The organism is Bellilinea sp. (genome assembly GCF_034432615.1).
In the GTDB taxonomy this organism is placed as follows: domain Bacteria; phylum Chloroflexota; class Anaerolineae; order Anaerolineales; family Anaerolineaceae; genus Bellilinea.
In genome coordinates this window covers 1-19,107 of record NZ_DAOUBL010000260.1, presented here as the reverse complement: position 1 = coordinate 19,107, position 19,107 = coordinate 1, and the positions used below count along the sequence as shown (strand labels likewise).

Here is a 19,107-nt window from a genome sequence, read left to right as displayed (position 1 = left end):
CTCCACGGGTTACCCCAACACCCTCAGCCACAGCCTCAGCACCGCCTGCCCCCCTGCCTTCTGCCACAGCCACGCTGCCGGGCTTTCGCACACCCCGTGCAGTTTTCCCCACCCCGCGCCTGAAGCCCATCACGCCCATCCCGCCGCCGCTGACCGAAATCCGCCTGCCGCTGGAGGTGCGCACACTGATGCTGGTGGGTTTGGATTATGCCAGCCCGTTTGCCGGGCGCAGCGATGCCATAGCGCTTGTGTTCTACCATCCGCGGCTGGGGCGCGCCAGTGTACTTTCACTGCCCCCCGATTTGTTTGTGTTCATCCCCGGTTACACCATGCAGCGGCTCAACACCGCCTATGCGGTGGGCGGTGTGCGCATGCTGGCCGATACCCTGGAATACAACTTTGGGGTGCGCCCGGATGATTATGCCATTGTCCGGCTGGAAGCCTTTGTTTACTTCATTGACGACCTGGGCGGACTGGAAGTAACGGTTGCCGAAAAGATGCCCGAAATCTGCAATGATATTCCCCCCGGCCGTCACCTGCTGGATGGCGATCAGGTGATGTGTTATCTGCGCTACCGCATCGGGCAGGATGAGGAAAACCGCAGCCTGCGCCAGCAGGAAATTTTGCGCCTGATCGTCCAGCGCATGGTCTCCGGCGGGACACTGGTGCGCCTGCCCGAGCTGTACCAAAACTACCGCAACAGTGTCGAAAGCAGTCTGGCGCTGCCGGACTTGCAGGAATTCATCCCCTTTGCTTTGCGATTGGGAGATGCCAGTCACCTTGGTTTTTTCCGGCTGGGGGAGGAGCATCTGCAGACGTGGCAAATCCCGCAGGCGCTCAAACCGGTGGTTTTTCTTCCCATTCAGACGCGGGTTGCGGCTGAGGTGCAGGCGGCGATTGATTTCGTGCTGACCCCCGTGCCGAACACCGACCGCCTGCTGACACTGGAATACGAACTGACCATCAGCCCCACCCCAACCAACACGCGCACCCCCACCCTAACGCCGACCATCACGCCAACCCCAATCTTCACCTCAACACTGACCCCCACCATCAGCCTGACCCCGACACCGACCGGCAGTATCACCCCCACCGGCAGCATCACCGTAACCCCCACCGCAACCCTGACGCCCACCCCGTGAGTCTTTTCGTTTTGGAAAGGTGAGCGGCGGCAGTGTTCGTAAACCTTGTGCTTTATGATAAACTAATCCAGAACGGATACTTATATCCTGTGGCCTGGCACGGTGTGTGCAGGGAGAGCGGTGAGAATTTAAGATGAAACGGCTGGCGCTGTTGGGGATGATTGTATTGCTTGCCGGTGGGCTGTTTACAGCCGCACTGCCTGCACCTGCGCCGGTGCTTGCCGAAGAAAGTACGCCCGAAGCTCCCAAACGTCTGACCACCCTCAAAATCAACTTTGAGCGCCACGAGTGGTGGCTGGTGCGCTGGAAAGACAACGAAATCACCTGCCGCTTTCTGGTGGAACATGAAGGCTTGCCGATTGCCGATGAAATTCGAGTGTGGTGCGGGGCAACCCTCTATAACGAATGGCTGGCCACCAAACCGTGTGCGCTCAGTTCACCCGAGCAAACTTTACAATCCTGCCCGGGCCTGTATCTGTATCATTTCACCAGTTATCCGGCCAGCAAAGAAGTGAAGGTGGAATTACCGCTGCCCTCGGTCTGGGTGAGCGTTACCGGCTGCACCCCTCAGCCGCCCGGCAACCGCTGCGAAAGCCTGCCCAACCTGCTGCTGACCGGTGAGGAGCCGCTGCCCAACGAAACCATCATCAGCATTCAGGGTACCCTGAACGGCAATCCCTTTATCTGCAACGGCGATGCGTGCGCCATTCCCTTGCAGCCAACCGGTCAGGGCGGTGTGACGGTAGAGTTCTGGGCCGATTCCAGCTTTGGCGATGCCAGCCCCAAATTCAGCGCGCTGGTGCGGGTCATCCCGCAGGGCGATTTTATGTCGCCGGAGGGCGGTTCCAGCGACAAGCCCCTCTACTACGTGGATGTGCTCAGCAGCCAGTGGCGCGGCGGGGCGCTGGCTTCCTGCTCCGATATCTGGGGATCGTTCCCGCCGATTGGCGGCCCCGCCCCGTGGCTGACCACGCCGCAAGACCCGCAGGAATTATACTCCGCCGTCAGCCTGTACTATCTGGCGGGGATGTTAATTGCCAACGGCGAAGTGGATGCCAGTGAATGCCGCGACGGCGGACTTTCAACCCCGCTCACCGCCAGTGAATGCGGTGTGCGGGCTGCCTATGAGCAGGTGGTCGCCTGGCAAAACCGCTTTGATGAGGAAATCTGGAACGTGGCGCAGGATACCGGCGTGCCGGCGCAACTGCTGAAGAACATTTTCAGCCGTGAAAGCCAGTTCTGGCCCGGCATTTATCAGAATTACAAAGAAGCCGGCCTGGGTCAATTGACCGAAAAGGGCGCCGATACCATCCTGCTGTGGAATCCGAGTTTCTTCGAGCAGTTCTGCCCGCTGGTGCTGCACCAGAGCCGCTGCGACCTGGGTTTTGGCAACATCAAGGAAGAAGAGCGGGCTTTGCTGCGCGGTGCGCTGGTGGGTAAAGTCAATGCCGCCTGCGCCGACTGTCCGGCGGGGATTGACCTTTCGCAGGCGCATTTCAGCATCCGCGTATTTGCCGAGGGGATGATTGGCAACTGTCAGCAGGTGGGGCGGGTGCTCAACAACCTGACCGGCCGAACAGCCGGTTCGGTTGCCAGTTATGAAGACCTGTGGCGCTTTACGCTGGTCAATTACAACGCCGGGCCGGGCTGCCTTGCCACCGCGGTGCGCAAGGCGCTCAGTCTGGGTCAACCGCTCACGTGGCAGAATGTTTCGGCTCAGTTGGAGCCGGCCTGTCAGAGCGCCATCAAGTATGTCAACGATATCAGCGATAAACTGAGCGGCGTTCAGCCGACCCCGACTTCGTGGGTGTACCCGGGGCAGCCGCCGCCGCAGGCCACCGTAGTCACTTTGCCGCCGGGGGTAACCCCGGGGCGTCAACCCACCTTGCCGCCCGGGGCCACCCCCCTGCCGGGGGCAACCCCCGTACCGGGGGCATCCCCGCAGCCCGGCTACCCGCCGCCCCAGCCTACCGCCGGGGATGGCTACCCCTATCCCGTTCAACCCACGCCGACCTTTTACAACCCCTACCCGTGAGAGTTGAAAGGTTTTTCATCCTCAACCGGCCAGGATATAAACAATGGCATTTTCTTTTTGAGCGAGCGCGGCAATCTCCGGCTGGGCGGAAATGACATCGCTGCGCTGGGGGTGAGATTGCTTTACAAGGTAAAAAAATAGAGTTTTATCGCCAAGACGCAAAGGATACTCTCTTTTCTCTGCGTCTTTGCGCCTTTGGGTTAATTTTTTTAACCTTTAACAACCTGACAGGTGTTGGACTTACCGGGAGACCTGACACAGGACAGAAAAGGTTTTCCCACCCTGTACAAAAAGGAAATGGCAGGCAGAGTACCCGCTTGGATTAAATGCGATTTCCCTGCAACCCTGAACAATTTTCAAATCGTTTTAAGCGGTTGGCAGTATAATCGGATGTTATGGAAAACCAATCCCTGCCGGAAGATCAACTGCTGGAAACCGAACGTCTGATTTTGCGCCCGCTCCAAATGGGAGATGCTGCCGGTTTGCTGGGGCTGTACGCCATGCCGGAAGTAACCGAATTTACCGATATTCCCACCATGAAAGAAGAAGCACAAGCCCTGCGCTGGATTGAGCAATTGAACGCCATGCGCAGCGCCGGTCAGGGCTTACGGTGGGGAGTGTTCGACCGCGAGAGCGGCGACCTGATCGGCACGTGCGGTTTTCACCACTGGGATCAATCCCGCCGGCGGGCCGAGGTCAGTTACGACCTCAGCCCGCGCTATTGGGGGCAGGGCTACATGCGTGAAGCGCTGCAAGCCGTGCTGCGCTACGGATTTGAACAAATGCGGCTGCACCGCATCGAAGCGCTGGTTGACCCACGCGATACCCGATCACAAAACCTGTTATACGGTCTTGGTTTCAAACTGGAAGGCGTGTTACGCGACCATGATTTCATCAAAGACCGTTTTCAAGATGACATGGTCTTTGCGCTGTTAGAAGGGGAATGGAAGAAACAGGCTTGAAAATTACTTGCTGACGGGCTGAAAACGGCTGCCCAATTCAGCCTGAATTTCCTGCTGGTGGGTAAAAATATCATCCCAAAACACGGCTGCGGCACTACTGATCGGATTGAGCCGATGGCGGGTCATGTAAATTTGCTGTTCGAGATGAACCCCGCGAATGGACACCATCCGCACATCCGGCAGAATCAGGTTTTGCAAGACCATTTGTGAAACAAAACCCACCCCCACGCCGCGCTGAACGGCAACCGCAATCGCCTCCGAGTTGCCCATACGCAATGCCAGTGGCAATTCGTGAATGTTGATGCCGTGTCTTGCCAGCACTTCTTTGACCACCCGGAATGTGCCGGCGCACTCTTCCCGCAGAATGAACCGTTCGTTCCTAAGTTCCTCGACTTCAATTTCCCCGCGCATTGCCCATGGGTGGTCCGCAGGGACAATTAAGCGAATCGGGTCGGTGATGAACGGACGAAACTCGTAGTGGTGATCAAATTCATCAATGCTGCTGGAAAAAGCAAAATGGGCTTCGCTTTTTTCCAGCATTTCCAGCGCGGCGGCACGGCTCATCACCAGGCATTGGGCGCTGACCCGCGGGTATTTGCGCAGAAAATTGCCCACCACCACCGGCAGGACATACTTGCCGGGGGTGGTGCTGCAGGCAATCGTCAACAATCCGCTGATCTGCCCACGGCTGGCATCTACCAGCTCACGCGCCCGCAGGTTGAGCGTGACCAGCTGGCGGGCAACCGGTAAAAAATTTTCGCCGGCCTGACTGAGCTGAAGTTTGCGTCCGCTGCGCAGAAACAGCGCTTCACCCAGCTGATTTTCCAGGGCCTGAATGGTTTGGGTAACGGCAGGTTGTGAGAGATTGAGTTTTTTGGCTGCCTGAGAAAAATTAAGCGTTTCGGCAGCCACAATGAACACACGCAACTGATGGGGGTCAAACATGATTAACCGCCTGTATAAGAAAAACTTATCCAATTCTATCATGAGTTCCGATGATAGATTGTGACAATATTCACTAACTCCCAGATTAAATGAACCTTAGAATCAAATGGAAATGTAATCCCCGTAAAAGGAGCATTTAATGAATAAAATGCGCATCTGGCTTGTGATGTTGACAGGATTGATCATCCTGTTGACCGGCTGCGCTCGTGCGACCCAGTCGGTGCCGACGGCTACCCTGCCGCTTCCGACTCAGCCGCCCGTTCCTACGGCCACAGCTCAGCCGCAGGTGAATTACTGCGTGGAGTGCCACACCGACAAAGACCGCCTGATTCAAACGGCTAAGCCGGAAGAAGAGGTCATTTCGGAATCCGAAGGGGCTGGCTGAGGAGGCGAAGTGGCTCCGTTGGAGCCTTGGGAGAAAGTTTTGGTCAGCGCCAGTTTTCTGGAAAGCACGCATGGCCAGTTCACCTGTGTGCAATGCCACGGCGGCACCCAATCACCGGATAAGGACACCGCCCATACCGATCTGATTGCCAATCCCTACACCGATAGTGTCGGCCGCTGTGACCGCTGCCACGAAGAAATCATGGCAACCTTCCCGGACAGCCTGCACGCTTCTCTCTCCGGCTATCCGGTAGCCATGCAATCGCGCAGTGTTCCGGAAAATCACCCGGCATTGCAGGAGGCCTACAACAATCACTGTTCCAAGTGCCACAGTTCCTGTACGGATTGTCACATCACCCAGCCTCAGCACCTGGGCGGGGGTTTTCTGGACGGACATAATTTTGTCAAAACGCCGCCGATGACGCGTACGTGTACGGCCTGCCACGGTACACGGGTGGGGGATGAGTATCTTGGCAAGCATGAGGGTATTCCCGGCGATGTCCACTTCCGCGTCGGACGGATGAACTGCGTTGCCTGCCACAGCGGCGAGTCGCTGCACAACACCCCGCCGGATGCGCGCGGCAATCGTTACTGGGGCGAGCAGTCGCCGGCCTGCACCACCTGCCATACCACAGTGGGTCAAAAAGGCGACCCCATCCTGCAGCACACCATTCACGGTGAAAAATTATCCTGTCAGGTATGCCATTCGGTCAGTTACACCTCCTGCGATGGCTGCCATGTCGCCATCAGCGAAAAGACCGGCCTGCCCTTCTTCCGCACCGAAGCCACTTACCTGACCTTCTTCATTGGCCGGAATCCGCTGGATAACGAATATCGGCCTTATGAATATGTCCCGCTGCGGCATGTGCCGGTTGCCCCGACCAGTTATCAATATTACGGCGAAAACCTGCTGCCCAATTTTGACCTGCGTCCCACCTGGATGTACGCCACCCCGCACAACATTCAACGCAAGACGCCCCAAAACCAATCCTGCAACAGCTGCCATGGAAACGCAGAGATTTTCCTGACAGCTGATAAGGTCAAACCGGAAGAACTGAACGCCAATCGGCGGGTGATTGTTGAAGAAGTGCCCGCTCCCATTCCGGGACAGTAAAAAACATATTTTTTAGAGAGGAAGAAAGATGAACCGAAAAGTTGCTTTACCGCTAATTCTCATCATCATCCTGAGTATGCTGCTGGGCGCCTGCGCCCCGGCCGCTACCCCCACCGCTGCGCCGGTGGTTGAACCCACCACCCCGCCGGTGGTTGAGCCCACCGCCGTACCAACCGCCGAACCCGAGCCGGAATTGGATGTTCTGGCGCTGTGGAGCGGGTTGGTTGCTGAATTGCCTGCCGAAAAGGGCTATGGCACTGTCAGCGCCACCAAACTGAACGAGGAACTGGCAGATACTCCGCCCTTCCTGCTGGATGTGCGCGAAGCCGCCGAAGTAGAGAAGGACGGCTACATTGAGGGGGCGGTCAACATCCCCATTCGCCAGCTGCTGGCGAATCTGGACAAATTGCCCGCCATGGACAAGCCGATTGTGATCTACTGCGCCTCGGGTCATCGCGGCGGATACGCACTGGCAGCCCTGAAACTGCTGGGTTATCAGAATGTGCGCAATTTGGGCGGCGGACTGGGTGCCTGGAAGAAAGCCGAATTGCCGGTGGTCAGCGGCTCGCTCCCGCCTGCGCCGGCGGCCGGGACGATGCCGGAAATCAAAGACCAGGCCCTCTATGATCTGCTCAACGACTGGCTGAGCAATCTGCCGGAAGGTTTCCGTACCGTCAAAGCGGACAAACTCAACAGCGAGCTGGCGGACGGTAAACAGGTTTTCCTGCTGGACGTGCGCAGTAAAGCCGAGGTGGAGAAGAACGGTTTTATTGGCGACAGCGGCCACATCCCCTTTGAGGAACTGTTTGCCAAACTGGATCAACTGCCCGCCAAAGATGCCGAATTTGTGATCTACTGCGCTTCCGGTCACCGCGGCGCCATTGCTCAAATGGGGCTTGCACTGCTGGGTTATGAAAAAGTGGTCAACCTGGCGGGTGGTCTTAATGCCTGGAAGGCAGCCGGTTTTGCGGTGGAAGGCGTGGTGGACTGGAACGCCCTCTGGGGCGATTTCCTCACCAACTTACCGGAAGGCTTTTACACCATTTCCGCAACCAAACTGAACGAACGACTTGCCGATAAGCCCCCCTTCCTGCTGGATGTGCGCGAAGCGGCAGAGCTGGAAAAAGACGGCTATATTGAAGGTGCCGTTCATATTCCGGTTCGCCAGTTACTGGACAATCTGGATAAATTACCGGCTCAGGATCAACCCATTGTGATTTACTGTGCCTCCGGTCACCGCGGTGCCTTTGCGCTGGCAGCCTTACGTTTTCTGGGTTATACCGATGTGGTCAATCTGGCAGGCGGGCTGAATGCCTGGAAGAAAGCCGAATTACCGGTGGTGACCGGCTCGCTGCCGGCTGAGCCGCCTGCCGGTACTGCGCCGGCGGTGGATGCCCTGCGGCTGGAAGGGTTGAAAGCCTTCTTTGCCAGCCTGCCGGAAGGTTTTGGCACCGTCAAAGCCGCCGACCTGAACGCTGCCCTGGGTGATGCCGGCAAACCCTTCCTGCTGGATGTACGCACTGAAAAGGAATGGAACGAGGAAGGTTACATTGAAGGTTCGGTGCTGATCCCGATCAATCAGCTGTGGAGCCGGCTGGCGGAACTGCCCGCTAAGGATGCCCGGATTGTGGTGTTGTGCAAATCCGGTCACCGCGGTGCGCTGGCAATGATGGCACTGCGCATGAACGGCTACACTGATGTGGTCAACCTGGGCGGCGGCCTGAACGCCTGGGTGGCAGCCCAACTGCCGGTGGTCAAGTAAATACCCAATAAAACAGTCCTGCAAGACTTTAAGAAAAATCCTCCGCTCTTCACTTCAGAGCGGAGGATTTTTTCATTTGCCTACGGCTGGTTTTCAAAAGCCCCTATCAGCACCTGATAGCCGCGTTGAGCGCGCAGGACTTCTTCCACCTCGATAGACTCATCCACGCGGTGCGCCTGATGAATGGAACCCGGCCCATAAACCAGGGTCGGGATGCCGCGTTCGCCGCCGCTGGCGCTGCCGTTGGTGCAGTAGGGCACGGCGAAGGTTTCGGCCGGCAGGCCGGCCGAACGCAGCGCGTCCACCGCCTGCCTCACCCATTCCGAATGCGGGTCAAGCGCCCAGGCCGGGTGAAAATCGGGTTGGCGCAGCGTTACACCGGTATAGGTGGTAAAACCCTCTTCGGGGATGACCACCTGCCAGTTGGACAGGTCGGCCAGCGAATGGGCGTATTCATCCAGCAGGGAGGGCAGGCTTTCGCCCGGCATGAGCCGCCGGTCATACACCACCTCGCAGAGGTAGGGCGTGGTGGAGAGGCTGGGAAAGGGCCGCGACTGCGCCTGAATGGCGGTCATCAGTCCCCGCCCCAGTAAAGGATGGGTTGGCAGCGGCAGGCCGGCAATTCGCTGAATCAAACCTGCCGCGTTTTCGATGGCGTTTTGCCCGGCTTCCGGCGCGGAACTGTGGGCGGCTTTGCCGTGGGCCGTAAAGAGCAGCCGCGCCCGTCCGCGCTGGGCAATCCCCAGCCGGCAGTCGCTCGGTTCGCCGATGATGACCACATCCGGCTGCACCGCATCCAGCACCGCCGAAAAGGCCGCCCCTTCCAGCACTTCTTCCCCCACGCTGGCGGATACAAAAACCTCCCCGCGCAGTTGATTCTCCGGCAGTTCGGCGAGAGCGTAGATCATGGCTGCCAGGCTGGCTTTGGTATCGGCTGCACCGCGCCCCCAAATGCGACCGTCGGCCAGCTCGCCGCTGAACGGTGGAAAGCGCCACTCCGCGGGGGAGGTGACCGGCACCACATCCAGGTGCGCATCCAGCAGAATGCGCAGGCCCGGCTGGCTGCCGCTGCGCCGTCCAATCACATTTCCCAGCCGGTCGCTGTGAACATCGCTGAAGCCCAGCTGCTCCAGTTGCTGCTGTACCAGCCGCGCCGCAGCCGCCTCGTTACCGCTCAGGCTTTCGGCACGCACCAGTTGTTGAAGAAAACCAATGACAGGGTAAGACGATTCGCTCATGGCACGAGGAGAGAGGAAAAGCCAGCCTCTTCGCCTGTCCGAAAGCAAAGGACATCCAAGCGGCTGGCCAGAAGGATTATTTGATTTCGCTGATATTGCTGATGATGTGCCCCACCAGCCCGTAGGCTTTGGCTTCTTCAGCGGTCATCCAAAAGTTGCGGTCGGTATCGCGCTCAATCTTCTCGAACGGCTGGCCGGTCTGACGGGCAAAAATTTCGTTCAGGCGGCGGCGCATGCGGATGATTTCCTGCGCCTCAATGGCCAGGTCTTGGGCGCTGCCGCGCATTCCGCCCATCGGCTGGTGCAGCAAAAAGCGCGTGTTGGGCAGCGAGTAGCGCAGCTCCACCGGCGGGGCAGCGTAAATCAGCGCGCCGGCGCTGGCAACCCAGCCCGTGCCAATCACCTTGACGCGCGGGCGCACAAAGCGAATCATGTCGAAAATCGTATCGCCGGATTCGACATGCCCGCCCTGGGAGTTGATGATGATCTTGATATCTTCGTCCGAAAGTTCGGAAAGCAGGATTAACTGCTGAGTGACCCGCTCGGCCATCTTTTGATTGATTTCGCCAAAGATGAGAATGGTGCGGGTTTTGAGGAATTTTTCCTGAACATCCAAACGCGGTTCACCAACCGGACGATTTTCATTTTCGGGTTTTTCTTCGGGTTGCTCTTCAGGTTGTTCTTCGGGTTCGGTTTCAAACATGGTCATTTCTCCCTTTCGTTGAGGTATTTGCCGGGCTTAATTAACGTCAATTCGGGATAAATCATTTTTACATCAACTTTCGAATTTTCGTCCCCCTCCCACCTCCCCCAAAATCGCCCCTGCGATTTTGGGGGAGGTGCAGGTGGGGGTAATTCTCACTGCCTGCCATGTTTTGATCTTATCCCGAACTCACGTTTAATTATAAACCCACCCGCCGTTTCATCCAGCGGGTGGTAGAAGGATTGCGGGGCGTTTCAATCCCGAAAGCCGGCCTGCTCGATCAGCCAATCCATGGTGCGAATGTCCTCATCGGACACGTTCAACAGTTGAAAACCCGTATCGTAAAAATCGGGGTTCAGGTCTTTCTGACACCATTTGCTGTGAGCCCGGAAAAGCAGCTCTTTTTTACCGGCAATCTGATAGGGCAGCAGCAGCCGCAGGTTGTAAAGGCGGCCGACTTCCAGCGGTTGTTCGCTGATGACCATCATTCCCTGCGGGGTGATATCCACCAGATGCCCAAGCATGGATTGGGTATCCTGATCAAACACCAGCAGGTAGTAGATAATGTGCCGCCGCTTTAATTTTCTGCGCTCTTCCATAATCAACCATCTCCCGGGTGGTAACGGGCTTGAATTTCGAGTTGTTTAGAGTATAGTAGATTCAGGCACTCTCTGCAATCAGCGACTGCTGCCAATTTTTCAATTCCATGTGCGGTGTTTCCTGAAATGGCCGTCATCCAGCAAATTCATCTCTCTTCCCGCAAACAAGTCCGGGACTTCCTGCAGCTGCCTTACCGTCTGTACCGCTTCACACCGCAGTGGGTGCCGCCGCTGCAGGCCGATATCCGCCAGATGCTCGATCCGCGCCGCCACCCCTTTTACCGCCACTCACAGGCGGCCTTCTTCCTCGCCCGCCGGCAGGCGCATCAGCCGCCGGTGGCACGCCTGGCGGTACTGGTTCACCGCCCCTACAACCTGCACAATCACGAACACACGGCTTTTTTCTACCTGTTTGAGGCAGAAAATGATCTTGAATCCGTGCGGCAATTGTTCAGCGCAGGTGAGCAGTGGGCAATCGAACAGGGTGCAAACCGGATGTTTGGACCGAAAGGCTTTACGCCGTTCGATGCAATGGGCTTGCTGGTCAAAGGCTTTGAACACCGTCCGGCGTTTGGCATTCCATACAACCCGCCGTATTACGCGGCTTTGCTGGAAAGCTGCGGCTACCAGCCGGGCGAGGATATTCTCTCCGGTTATTTGAGCGGAAACGCCGAATTTCCCCCGCAAATCCATCAGATTGCCGAAAAAGTGATGCAAAAGCGCGGTTTTCAGGTTGCGCAGCTGCGCTCACGCACCGACCTGCGCCGGCTGATTCCCCGCCTGAGTGAGATGTACAATCGCGCCATCATGGACACACCCGGCAACGCACCGATTGACTCTGCCGAGATTGAGGCCATCCTGCGGCAGGTATTGTTCTTTGCCGATTTGAAACTGGTCAAAATTCTGCTCAAAGGCGATCAACCGGTCGGCTTTTTGCTGGCTTACCCGGATATTTCGGCAGCTTTGCAGCGTACCGGCGGGCGAATGTGGCCGTTGGGCTGGCTGGACTGGTGGCTTGAACTGAAGCGCACCCCCTGGCTGAACATCAACGGCATGGGGATTGTGGAGGAATACCGCGGGCTGGGCGGTACGGCCATCCTGTTCAGCGAGATGCACAAGAGCATTCAGAGCGGGCGTTTTCAGCATGTGGAAATTGTGCAAATTGGCGCCGAAAACGAGCGCATGCTGCGCGAACTGAGCGATTTGGGGGTGGATTTTTACAAGGTTCACCGGCTGTACCACAAGCAAATCGCCGCACGCGTCGTCTAGGGGCTGAATAGAGCAACCGCGTCGAACCTGACCCGGACGCGGCCCGGCACGGGTCACACTCTCGCCCCCTCCCCGCAGAGCCGTGTTGTTGAAATGGTCGCCAGCCCAGCCCGGCACGGGTCATACTCCTCGCCCCCTCCCCGCAGAGCAGTGTTGTTGATATGGTTGCTAGCCCAGCCCGGCACGGGTCACACTCCTCGCCCCCCTTCCCCGCAGAGAAATATGTTCAGCAGCCATGGTGGCTTTGCGGGGAAGGGGGGCTACGGGGGGTTGGGGCGAGCGGCGGGTCGTTTTTTTATTGACGTTGACAGCCTGTGGTTTGACCATTAGCGACTTCGGCAAAGCCATGGCAATTCACCCCTCACCCCAAACCCCTTTTTCAGCACTCAAAAATTCTGGTACACTTGCAGCGTAATCCCTGTTCCTTTCACTTGTTATCCCACAAAAAGGAGTCCGTATGTTCCATGAATTAAAGAACCCCCCTGCCGATTTTCTCGATTGGAAGTGGGAAAAATTCGAGCCATATGCCCGTGATCTCATCGAACGCCCGCTGACGGCTGCAACGGTGGATGAATGGCTGCGCGACTGGTCGGATTTGGGCGATGCGCTGGAAGAATTGTTCAGCCGCCTGAATGTGGCCGTTACCATCAATACCGCGGATGAAGCAGCCGAAGCACGCTTTCGGGCTGCATTGGATGAGATTTACCCGCAGGCAATGGCAGCCGACCAGCAGCTCAAAGCCCGCCTGCTGCAAAGCGGCCTGAAACCGGCCCGTTTTGAAATTCCGCTGCGCAACTACCGCGATGATGCCGAACTGTTCCGTGAGGAAAACCTGACCCTGCTTTCCGAAGAACAAAAATTGGGGCTGGAATACGACCAGATTGCCGGCAAACAGACTGTAGAATGGGACGGCAAAGAAATCACTTTAACTCAGTTGCGGCCGGTGTATCAGGAAACCGACCGCGCCCGGCGCGAGCAGGCCTGGCGGCTGGCTGCCGGGCGTCAGCTGGCCGACCGCGAAGCCTTCAACGATTTGTGGGTGCGCTTCTTCAAACTGCGCCAGCAAATTGCCGCCAACGCCGGCAAGTCCGATTTCCGCTCCTACCGCTGGGTGCAGTTCCACCGCCACGATTACTCTCCCGCCGACTGCCAGACCTTTCGGGATGCGATTGAGCAGGTGATTGTCCCGCTGGCCGCCAGAATTTACGAAAAGCGCCGCCGTCAGTTGGGTTTGGAAAGCCTGCGCCCGTGGGATCTGGATGTTGACCCCCAGGGACTGCCGCCGCTGCGCCCCTACCAGACGATTGACGAGTTGAAACAAAAGACATCTGCCGTCTTTCACGCCGTGGATGAAACCCTGGGCGGCTACTTCGATACCATGATTCGTGAAAACCTGCTCGACCTGGAAAACCGCAAGAACAAAGCCCCCGGCGGCTACTGCACCGCTTTTCCAATCCGTCAGCGTCCCTTCATTTTCATGAATGCCGTCGGGCTGCATGATGATGTGCAAACCCTGCTGCACGAAGGCGGGCATTCCTTCCACGTATTCGAAGCCGCCAGCCTGCCGCTGGGGCAGCTGCGCGGCTCGCCAATCGAGTTCGCCGAGGTGGCTTCGATGGGCATGGAATTTCTTGCCGGCCCATACCTCAGCCGGGAGCACGGCGGTTTTTACTCCGAAGAAGACGCCCGGCGCGCCTTCAACGAGCATCTCGAGCGCAGCCTGCTGTTCTGGCCGTACATGGCGGTGGTGGATGGTTTTCAGCATTGGGCCTACACCCACCCCGAAGAAGCACTCAACTCCGCCGCCTGCGATGAGGCCTGGGATGCCCTCTGGCAGCGATTCATGGTGGGGGTGGATTGGAGTGGGTTGGAAGATGTCCGCCGCACCGGCTGGCAGCGTAAACTGCACATCTTCCAGATTCCGTTTTACTATGTGGAGTACGGACTGGCGCAGTTAGGCGCCGGCCAGGTCTGGCGCAATGCCCTCACCGATCAATCCTCCGCGGTCAGCGCTTACCGGCGTGCGCTGGCACTGGGCAACTCGGTCGGCCTGCCGCAGCTGTTTGCGGCAGCCGGCGCGCGCTTTGCCTTCGATGCCGCCACGCTGCAATCGGTTGCCGGGCTGATGGCCGAACGGCTGGAACTTTGAAGCGATGTCTCATCCCATTGCAATCCCATATCCCTCTCAAAACATGGCTTTCTCAAAGTCGAAAACGATCAAACCGCAGCCGGCCGGCGCAGACCGATGTCTATTCGGGATTATCCACTGATGCGTCCAATCGAGCGATTTTTCCCCCTCCTGCGCCTCCCCCACAATCGCCAAAGCGATAGTGGGGGAGGAGGGAGGGGGTTCATTTCACCACAATTCAAGTTTCAATACAAAGTTTTAGGATTGTCAAGCAACTTTGAGAAAGCCATACCTATCAAAACGGCTTAATGTCCGCCGATTTGGGGATGTCCTTCCATTCCATGCCAGCCTGCGGCAGTGATACAATAAGGTGGATACCCTGCGTTCACAGGAGGTCGTATTGGCAAACACCCTCAAGATTGCCGTGCCGATGGCCGGACTGGGCAGCCGCATGCGCCCGCACACCTGGAGCAAGCCCAAACCCCTGATTGCCATTGCCGGTAAAACCGTGCTGGATTATGTGCTGGAGCAGTTCAGCAGCCTGCCCCGCTCACTCGAAGTCGAGTACATTTTCATCATCGGCCCCAACCAGCGTGAGCAGGTCGAAGCCCACATGCGCCAGCATCACCCCGATAAAAAAGCCCATTATGTGATTCAGGAAGTGATGCGCGGCCAGTCCGATGCGCTTTATCTGGCGCGCGAGTATCTGCACGGCCCCATGCTGATGGCCTTTTCGGATACGCTCATCGAAACCGATCTTTCCAAGCTCGATCAGGTAGAAGAAGACGGGCTGGCATGGGTCAAACCGGTGGAAGACCCGCGCCGCTTTGGCGTGGCAGTGGTCAACGAACAGGGCTGGATCACCCGCCTGGTGGAAAAGCCCCAGGATTTCAGCAACAATCTGGTGGTGGTCGGTTTTTACTACTTCAAACGCGCCGAGGATTTGCTGGCAGCCATCGAAGAGCAGTTCCGCCGCAACCTGACTTTGAAAAACGAGTTCTTTCTGGCGGATGCGGTCAACATCCTGCTGGAAAAAGGCGCCCGCATGCGTACCCGCCAGGTCGAGGTCTGGCTGGATGCCGGCATCCCGGATGCCGTGCTGGAAACCAACCGCTACCTGCTCGACCATGGCTATGACAATTCCGCAGCCGCCGCCGAACGCCCGCAGGTGACCATCATCCCGCCGGTTTTCATCCATACCGAGGCGCAGGTTCGCCGCGCGGTGATCGGGCCGCATGTGTCCATCGGCAAAGACTGCGTGGTGGAAGATGTGATCATCCAGAACAGCATTGTGGACGAAGCCAGCCGCCTGCAAAGCCGGGTGATCAGCGACTCGCTCATCGGCCGGCAGGTGGTGGTGGAAGGTAAACCCGTCCGCCTGAACGTGGGGGATAACTCATGGCTGAAGGAATGAGCGATCCGGTCGAGTGCCATTCGGGTTATGAATACGCCGAACGGCCGGTAGCCCTGCACTGGCAGGGTGAACGACTGGAAATCGAAGCCGTCGAAGCCGAGTGGCGCATCCCCGGCGGCAAGCGCTTCCGTGTGCGGGTCAAAGACGGGCGGATTTTCGAGTTGTTTTACGGTGAGTTGTACGACGAGTGGCGTATCCACGCCGTTTGATGGAAAATTTCTCGATGACAAGGATTGGCAAAAATCCTTTGCCTGAATCATCCACTCTCCATTCCGAACAAGGAGTCACCATGCGCGAAACCTATCTTTCTCAGCGGGTCTCTTCACTCAAACCTTCCGGCATCCGCCGCTTTTTTGATATTGCGGCGACCATGCAGGATGTCATTTCGCTGGGAATTGGCGAACCGGATTTCGACACCCCCCGCCCGGTGATGGAAGCGGGCATCCGCTCCCTGCAACAGGGACGCACGCACTACACCTCCAACGCTGGCACGCTGGAACTGCGCCGCGCCCTGACCGCCAACCTGGAACGGCTGTACGGCGTGCAGTACGATCCGGCCAATGAGGTGGTGATTACTGTCGGCGGCTCGGAGGCGCTCTACCTGACGGCAACCGCCCTGCTCGACCCCGGCGATGAGGTCATCATCCCGACGCCGTGTTTCGTGTCCTATCAGGCGGAGGTGTTTCTGGCGGGTGGTGTGCCGGTGGAAATCCCCTGCCGCATGGAAGACAATTTCGATGTTGACCCGGTGCGCATCGAAGCCGCCATCACCCCGCGCACCAAGGCCATTCTGCTGGGTTTCCCCAACAACCCGACTGGCGCGGTAGCCACCCGCGAACGCCTGTTGGAAATTGCCCGGCTTGCCGAGAAATATGACCTGATTGTGATTTCGGATGAGATTTACGACCGGCTGGTGTACGGCGGACATCGGCATGTGTGCTTCCCCACCCTGCCCAACATGCGCGAACGAACCGTGCTGCTGGGCGGCTTTTCCAAGGATTACGCCATGACCGGCTGGCGGATTGGCTACGCCTGCGCGCCTGCCCCCATCTTACAGGGGCTGCTGCGCGTGCATCAGTACACGGTCATGTCGGCGCCTACCATTGCACAGGATGCGGCGGTGGTCGCCATTCAGGATGAGGATGAATCGGTCATGGCAATGGTCGAGGAATATGACCGCCGCCGCCGGATGCTGGTGCCGGAGTTGAACCGCATCGGGCTGCCCACTTTTGAGCCGAAAGGGGCATTTTATGCCTTCCCCAAAGTCAGCGTTACCGGGCTGGATGACGAAACCTTTGCCACCCGCCTGCTGCAGGAGGAGAAGGTGGCGGTTGTGCCGGGCAATTCGTTCGGTGCCGGCGGCGAGGGCTTCTGCCGCATTTCTTACGCCACGGCTTACGAGAAGATCGAAGAGGCCCTGCGGCGCATCGAGCGCTTTGTCAACAGGTTGTGAATAAACGGCTTTCAGGCTGCCAGCCAGGCCGCCAGCGCCACAATGCCAATCGGAATCAACCCGTAGCGGATGACGGCTGCCATGACCTCCCCTTCGCGGTCGCTCAGCCCGACCGTGCTGCAGCCGACAATCACCTTGGCGGGCGCCATGATGCTGCCGAGCGAACCGCCCGCCGTTTGCGCCCCCAAAATGAGCGGAACGCTCAACCTCAGTAATTCAGCCGTGCGCATTTGCAGCACGGCAAACAGCACATTGGAGTTGTTGTTGCTGCCGGTGATGAATGCCCCCAAAGCCCCGATGAAAGGAGCAATCAGCGGGTAGGCAGCCGCGCCAAAACTGCGGCTCATGCCCAGCGCCAGCAGGTTGGTCATGCCGGCGTGCGACATGACCACCGCCATGCCCACCATCGCCAGAATGCCCAGACTGGAATTGACCGCCCCTTTGACGGTTTTTTCGCCAATTCTTGCGGCGGCGGCAGGACGGTAGTAGCCTGCCCGCCGGTAGATGAAGTAGGAAATTAACGAGGCGTACAGCAAAATCGAACCGGTATGCCCGAACAGGCTGATCGAACGCCCCGGCCCGGCCGGGGTAACCCACCCAAAACCGGTGCGCAATTCGGGAAAGGTCAGATTGAGCTGAATCTGGTCGAGGAAGGCGTTGAGCGGCGGGATAAGGTTGATGGCAAAGGTCAGTACAACCAGAATGGCATAGGCAGAAAGGGAGAGTTTCAGGGAACGCGGTTTGCCGTCGCCGCCGTTCAGGTGGCTGAAATTGGCTGCCGGCGCGGTTTGCGGGTTGCCGCGGTAAAGCGGCAGGCGGCACACCCCCACTCCCACCAGCAGACCCAGCATGGCGCTGCCGGTTGCGCCCAGATTCCACAGTCGGTTGACCGCCAGGGCATACTGGCTGAATGCCATGACACTGCCCAGCACCAGCACGGCCGGCAGGCTGCGCAGCAGGCCGCGCCAGCCGCCTGCCACCAGCGCCACAATTGCCCCGCAAACGTACGCCGAAAGCCCCAGCAGCCAGGCCGAATCGGGCGCCAGCAGTTCGCCGGGCAAACCGGTTACCGCCATCAGCGTTTGGAACGAAGTTGCCAGCGAGCCATAATTGACCGCCCAACCGTGCCCGATGCAGGCCATCACCACCGCCTGAACGGGGTTGAAACCCAGACCCACCAGCAGCGGGGCGGCCACCGCCACCGGCACGCCAAAGCCGCCCATGCCCTGCAAAAATGAGGCGAACAACCAGCCGATCAACAGACCCTGCATGGTGCGGTCGGCGGTCAGGCGCGGCAGGCTGATGCCGATCATGCGCACGGCGCCGGCTTCATCGGCGGTATGGTAGAGCAGCAGCGCCGTCCAGATGATATACAGTACATCCAGACTGAGCAGCACCGCTTTGGCCTGAGTGTAGGCAATCAGGCGCGGGCCGGCGGCAAAGAAGAGCCAGGCAATCAACACTGCGGCAATCCAGCCGGCTGCGCCGGCACGGCTGCCGCCCCATTTGAAGCCCAGCATCAGGATCAAAACAACCAGCACGGGCAGCAGCGCCAGTGTCCAGGTGAGCAGGTTCAATTCCATAGGCAACGCGGCTGATTATAGCACGCCCTGCCTGCCAGCGGCGGAGATTGTTGCGGGGGATGGTTTTCTCAACGTCGCCAATGCTCAAATCACAGGCTGCCAACATCAGGAAGATAACCCATCCGCTTACCCCAACCCCCCGTAACCCCCCTTCCCCGCAAGGCTGCCTTGTCCGCTCAACGTGTACCTCTTCGGGGAAGGGGGGCAAGGAGTGTGACCCGCACTGCGCTGCGTTGGCATCAATTTCAACGATATTTCTCTACGGGGAAGATGGGCAAGGAGTGTGACCCGCACTGCGCTGTGTTGGCATCAATTTCAACGATATTTCTCTACGGGGAAGATGGGCAAGGAGTGTGACCCGCACTGCGCTGCGTTG

Annotated in this window: 18 protein-coding genes; 11 read left to right on the top strand and 7 right to left on the bottom strand. The window is 58.4% G+C overall.

Annotation, left to right across the window (positions count from 1 at the left end; all coding sequences use genetic code 11):
• Together VAE48_RS11485 and VAE48_RS11480 are read left to right on the top strand one after the other, a co-directional pair.
• Positions 1–1,142, top strand: a 1,142-nt coding sequence (locus VAE48_RS11485; protein ID WP_322793469.1) for an LCP family protein, incomplete at its 5' end; no start/stop codon positions are given.
• Positions 1,143–1,275: 133 nt separating this feature from the next.
• Complete coding sequence (locus VAE48_RS11480) at positions 1,276–3,177, top strand: hypothetical protein (protein ID WP_322793468.1); 1,902 nt, start codon at positions 1,276–1,278, stop codon at positions 3,175–3,177.
• Between the two features lie 21 nt (positions 3,178–3,198).
• Here the strand turns inward: VAE48_RS11480 and VAE48_RS11475 are convergent, their stop codons facing one another.
• Complete coding sequence (locus tag VAE48_RS11475; RefSeq protein WP_322793467.1) at positions 3,199–3,339, bottom strand: hypothetical protein; 141 nt, start codon at positions 3,337–3,339, stop codon at positions 3,199–3,201.
• A 233-nt stretch (positions 3,340–3,572) separates the two neighbouring features.
• Between VAE48_RS11475 and VAE48_RS11470 the strand changes: the two genes are divergently transcribed.
• Positions 3,573–4,139, top strand: a complete 567-nt coding sequence (locus VAE48_RS11470; RefSeq protein ID WP_322793466.1) for a GNAT family N-acetyltransferase — start codon at positions 3,573–3,575, stop codon at positions 4,137–4,139.
• A 3-nt stretch (positions 4,140–4,142) separates the two neighbouring features.
• On the opposite strand, the gene VAE48_RS11465 is transcribed toward VAE48_RS11470, so the two are convergent.
• A complete protein-coding gene (locus tag VAE48_RS11465) occupies positions 4,143–5,084 on the bottom strand; it encodes a LysR family transcriptional regulator (protein ID WP_322793465.1) in 942 nt (313 codons plus the stop codon).
• 139 nt (positions 5,085–5,223) lie between these two features.
• Here VAE48_RS11465 and VAE48_RS11460 point away from each other — a divergent pair, with 139 nt between their 5' ends.
• From VAE48_RS11460 to VAE48_RS11450, 3 genes are read left to right on the top strand one after another with little or no spacing between them, the layout of a single operon-like run.
• On the top strand, positions 5,224–5,469 hold the full coding sequence (locus VAE48_RS11460) for a hypothetical protein (protein ID WP_322793464.1): 246 nt from the start codon (positions 5,224–5,226) through the stop codon (positions 5,467–5,469).
• A 9-nt stretch (positions 5,470–5,478) separates the two neighbouring features.
• Positions 5,479–6,582 (top strand): multiheme c-type cytochrome, encoded by a 1,104-nt coding sequence (locus VAE48_RS11455; RefSeq protein WP_322793463.1) that lies wholly within the window; start codon positions 5,479–5,481, stop codon positions 6,580–6,582.
• A 28-nt stretch (positions 6,583–6,610) separates the two neighbouring features.
• Positions 6,611–8,344 carry a rhodanese-like domain-containing protein gene (locus tag VAE48_RS11450; protein WP_322793462.1) on the top strand — a complete coding sequence of 578 codons (1,734 nt, stop codon included), beginning with the start codon at positions 6,611–6,613 and terminating at the stop codon, positions 8,342–8,344.
• Between the two features lie 80 nt (positions 8,345–8,424).
• Here the strand turns inward: VAE48_RS11450 and VAE48_RS11445 are convergent, their stop codons facing one another.
• The 3 genes from VAE48_RS11445 to VAE48_RS11435 all read right to left on the bottom strand — a co-directional run bounded on the left by VAE48_RS11445 (position 8,425) and on the right by VAE48_RS11435 (position 10,884).
• Positions 8,425–9,582, bottom strand: coding sequence for a M20/M25/M40 family metallo-hydrolase (locus tag VAE48_RS11445; RefSeq protein ID WP_322793461.1), 1,158 nt, complete (start codon positions 9,580–9,582; stop codon positions 8,425–8,427).
• 76 nt (positions 9,583–9,658) lie between these two features.
• Complete coding sequence (locus VAE48_RS11440; protein ID WP_322793460.1) at positions 9,659–10,285, bottom strand: ATP-dependent Clp protease proteolytic subunit; 627 nt, start codon at positions 10,283–10,285, stop codon at positions 9,659–9,661.
• Between the two features lie 254 nt (positions 10,286–10,539).
• On the bottom strand, positions 10,540–10,884 hold the full coding sequence (locus VAE48_RS11435; protein ID WP_322793459.1) for a PilZ domain-containing protein: 345 nt from the start codon (positions 10,882–10,884) through the stop codon (positions 10,540–10,542).
• A 126-nt stretch (positions 10,885–11,010) separates the two neighbouring features.
• Between VAE48_RS11435 and VAE48_RS11430 the strand changes: the two genes are divergently transcribed.
• Positions 11,011–12,153, top strand: a complete 1,143-nt coding sequence (locus tag VAE48_RS11430) for a hypothetical protein (RefSeq protein ID WP_322793458.1) — start codon at positions 11,011–11,013, stop codon at positions 12,151–12,153.
• Between the two features lie 168 nt (positions 12,154–12,321).
• Here the strand turns inward: VAE48_RS11430 and VAE48_RS11425 are convergent, their stop codons facing one another.
• Complete coding sequence (locus tag VAE48_RS11425; RefSeq protein ID WP_322793457.1) at positions 12,322–12,501, bottom strand: hypothetical protein; 180 nt, start codon at positions 12,499–12,501, stop codon at positions 12,322–12,324.
• Between the two features lie 109 nt (positions 12,502–12,610).
• Between VAE48_RS11425 and VAE48_RS11420 the strand changes: the two genes are divergently transcribed.
• From VAE48_RS11420 to VAE48_RS11405, 4 genes are all read left to right on the top strand, one after another.
• Positions 12,611–14,302, top strand: coding sequence for a M3 family oligoendopeptidase (locus VAE48_RS11420; RefSeq protein ID WP_322793456.1), 1,692 nt, complete (start codon positions 12,611–12,613; stop codon positions 14,300–14,302).
• A gap of 379 nt (positions 14,303–14,681) precedes the next feature.
• Positions 14,682–15,695 carry a sugar phosphate nucleotidyltransferase gene (locus tag VAE48_RS11415; protein WP_322793455.1) on the top strand — a complete coding sequence of 338 codons (1,014 nt, stop codon included), beginning with the start codon at positions 14,682–14,684 and terminating at the stop codon, positions 15,693–15,695.
• On the top strand, positions 15,680–15,904 hold the full coding sequence (locus VAE48_RS11410) for a hypothetical protein (protein WP_322793454.1): 225 nt from the start codon (positions 15,680–15,682) through the stop codon (positions 15,902–15,904). The genes VAE48_RS11415 and VAE48_RS11410 overlap by 16 nt, the downstream gene beginning before the upstream one ends.
• 80 nt (positions 15,905–15,984) lie before the next feature.
• A complete protein-coding gene (locus tag VAE48_RS11405) occupies positions 15,985–17,148 on the top strand; it encodes a pyridoxal phosphate-dependent aminotransferase (protein WP_322793453.1) in 1,164 nt (387 codons plus the stop codon).
• An 11-nt stretch (positions 17,149–17,159) separates the two neighbouring features.
• Here VAE48_RS11405 and VAE48_RS11400 read toward each other — a convergent pair whose 3' ends face one another.
• Positions 17,160–18,731 (bottom strand): L-lactate permease, encoded by a 1,572-nt coding sequence (locus tag VAE48_RS11400; RefSeq protein WP_322793452.1) that lies wholly within the window; start codon positions 18,729–18,731, stop codon positions 17,160–17,162.
• Positions 18,732–19,107: the final 376 nt, after the last annotated feature.

Coding starts and splice junctions, on each gene's coding strand:
- VAE48_RS11480 (WP_322793468.1), top strand. CDS start 1,276: ATGAAACGGCTGGCGCTGTTGGGGATGATTGTATTGCTTGCCGGTGGG.
- VAE48_RS11470 (WP_322793466.1), top strand. CDS start 3,573: ATGGAAAACCAATCCCTGCCGGAAGATCAACTGCTGGAAACCGAACGT.
- VAE48_RS11465 (WP_322793465.1), bottom strand. CDS start 5,084: ATGTTTGACCCCCATCAGTTGCGTGTGTTCATTGTGGCTGCCGAAACG.
- VAE48_RS11460 (WP_322793464.1), top strand. CDS start 5,224: ATGAATAAAATGCGCATCTGGCTTGTGATGTTGACAGGATTGATCATC.
- VAE48_RS11450 (WP_322793462.1), top strand. CDS start 6,611: ATGAACCGAAAAGTTGCTTTACCGCTAATTCTCATCATCATCCTGAGT.
- VAE48_RS11445 (WP_322793461.1), bottom strand. CDS start 9,582: ATGAGCGAATCGTCTTACCCTGTCATTGGTTTTCTTCAACAACTGGTG.
- VAE48_RS11440 (WP_322793460.1), bottom strand. CDS start 10,285: ATGTTTGAAACCGAACCCGAAGAACAACCTGAAGAGCAACCCGAAGAA.
- VAE48_RS11435 (WP_322793459.1), bottom strand. CDS start 10,884: ATGGAAGAGCGCAGAAAATTAAAGCGGCGGCACATTATCTACTACCTG.
- VAE48_RS11430 (WP_322793458.1), top strand. CDS start 11,011: ATGGCCGTCATCCAGCAAATTCATCTCTCTTCCCGCAAACAAGTCCGG.
- VAE48_RS11425 (WP_322793457.1), bottom strand. CDS start 12,501: ATGGCTTTGCCGAAGTCGCTAATGGTCAAACCACAGGCTGTCAACGTC.
- VAE48_RS11420 (WP_322793456.1), top strand. CDS start 12,611: ATGTTCCATGAATTAAAGAACCCCCCTGCCGATTTTCTCGATTGGAAG.
- VAE48_RS11410 (WP_322793454.1), top strand. CDS start 15,680: ATGGCTGAAGGAATGAGCGATCCGGTCGAGTGCCATTCGGGTTATGAA.
- VAE48_RS11405 (WP_322793453.1), top strand. CDS start 15,985: ATGCGCGAAACCTATCTTTCTCAGCGGGTCTCTTCACTCAAACCTTCC.
- VAE48_RS11400 (WP_322793452.1), bottom strand. CDS start 18,731: ATGGAATTGAACCTGCTCACCTGGACACTGGCGCTGCTGCCCGTGCTG.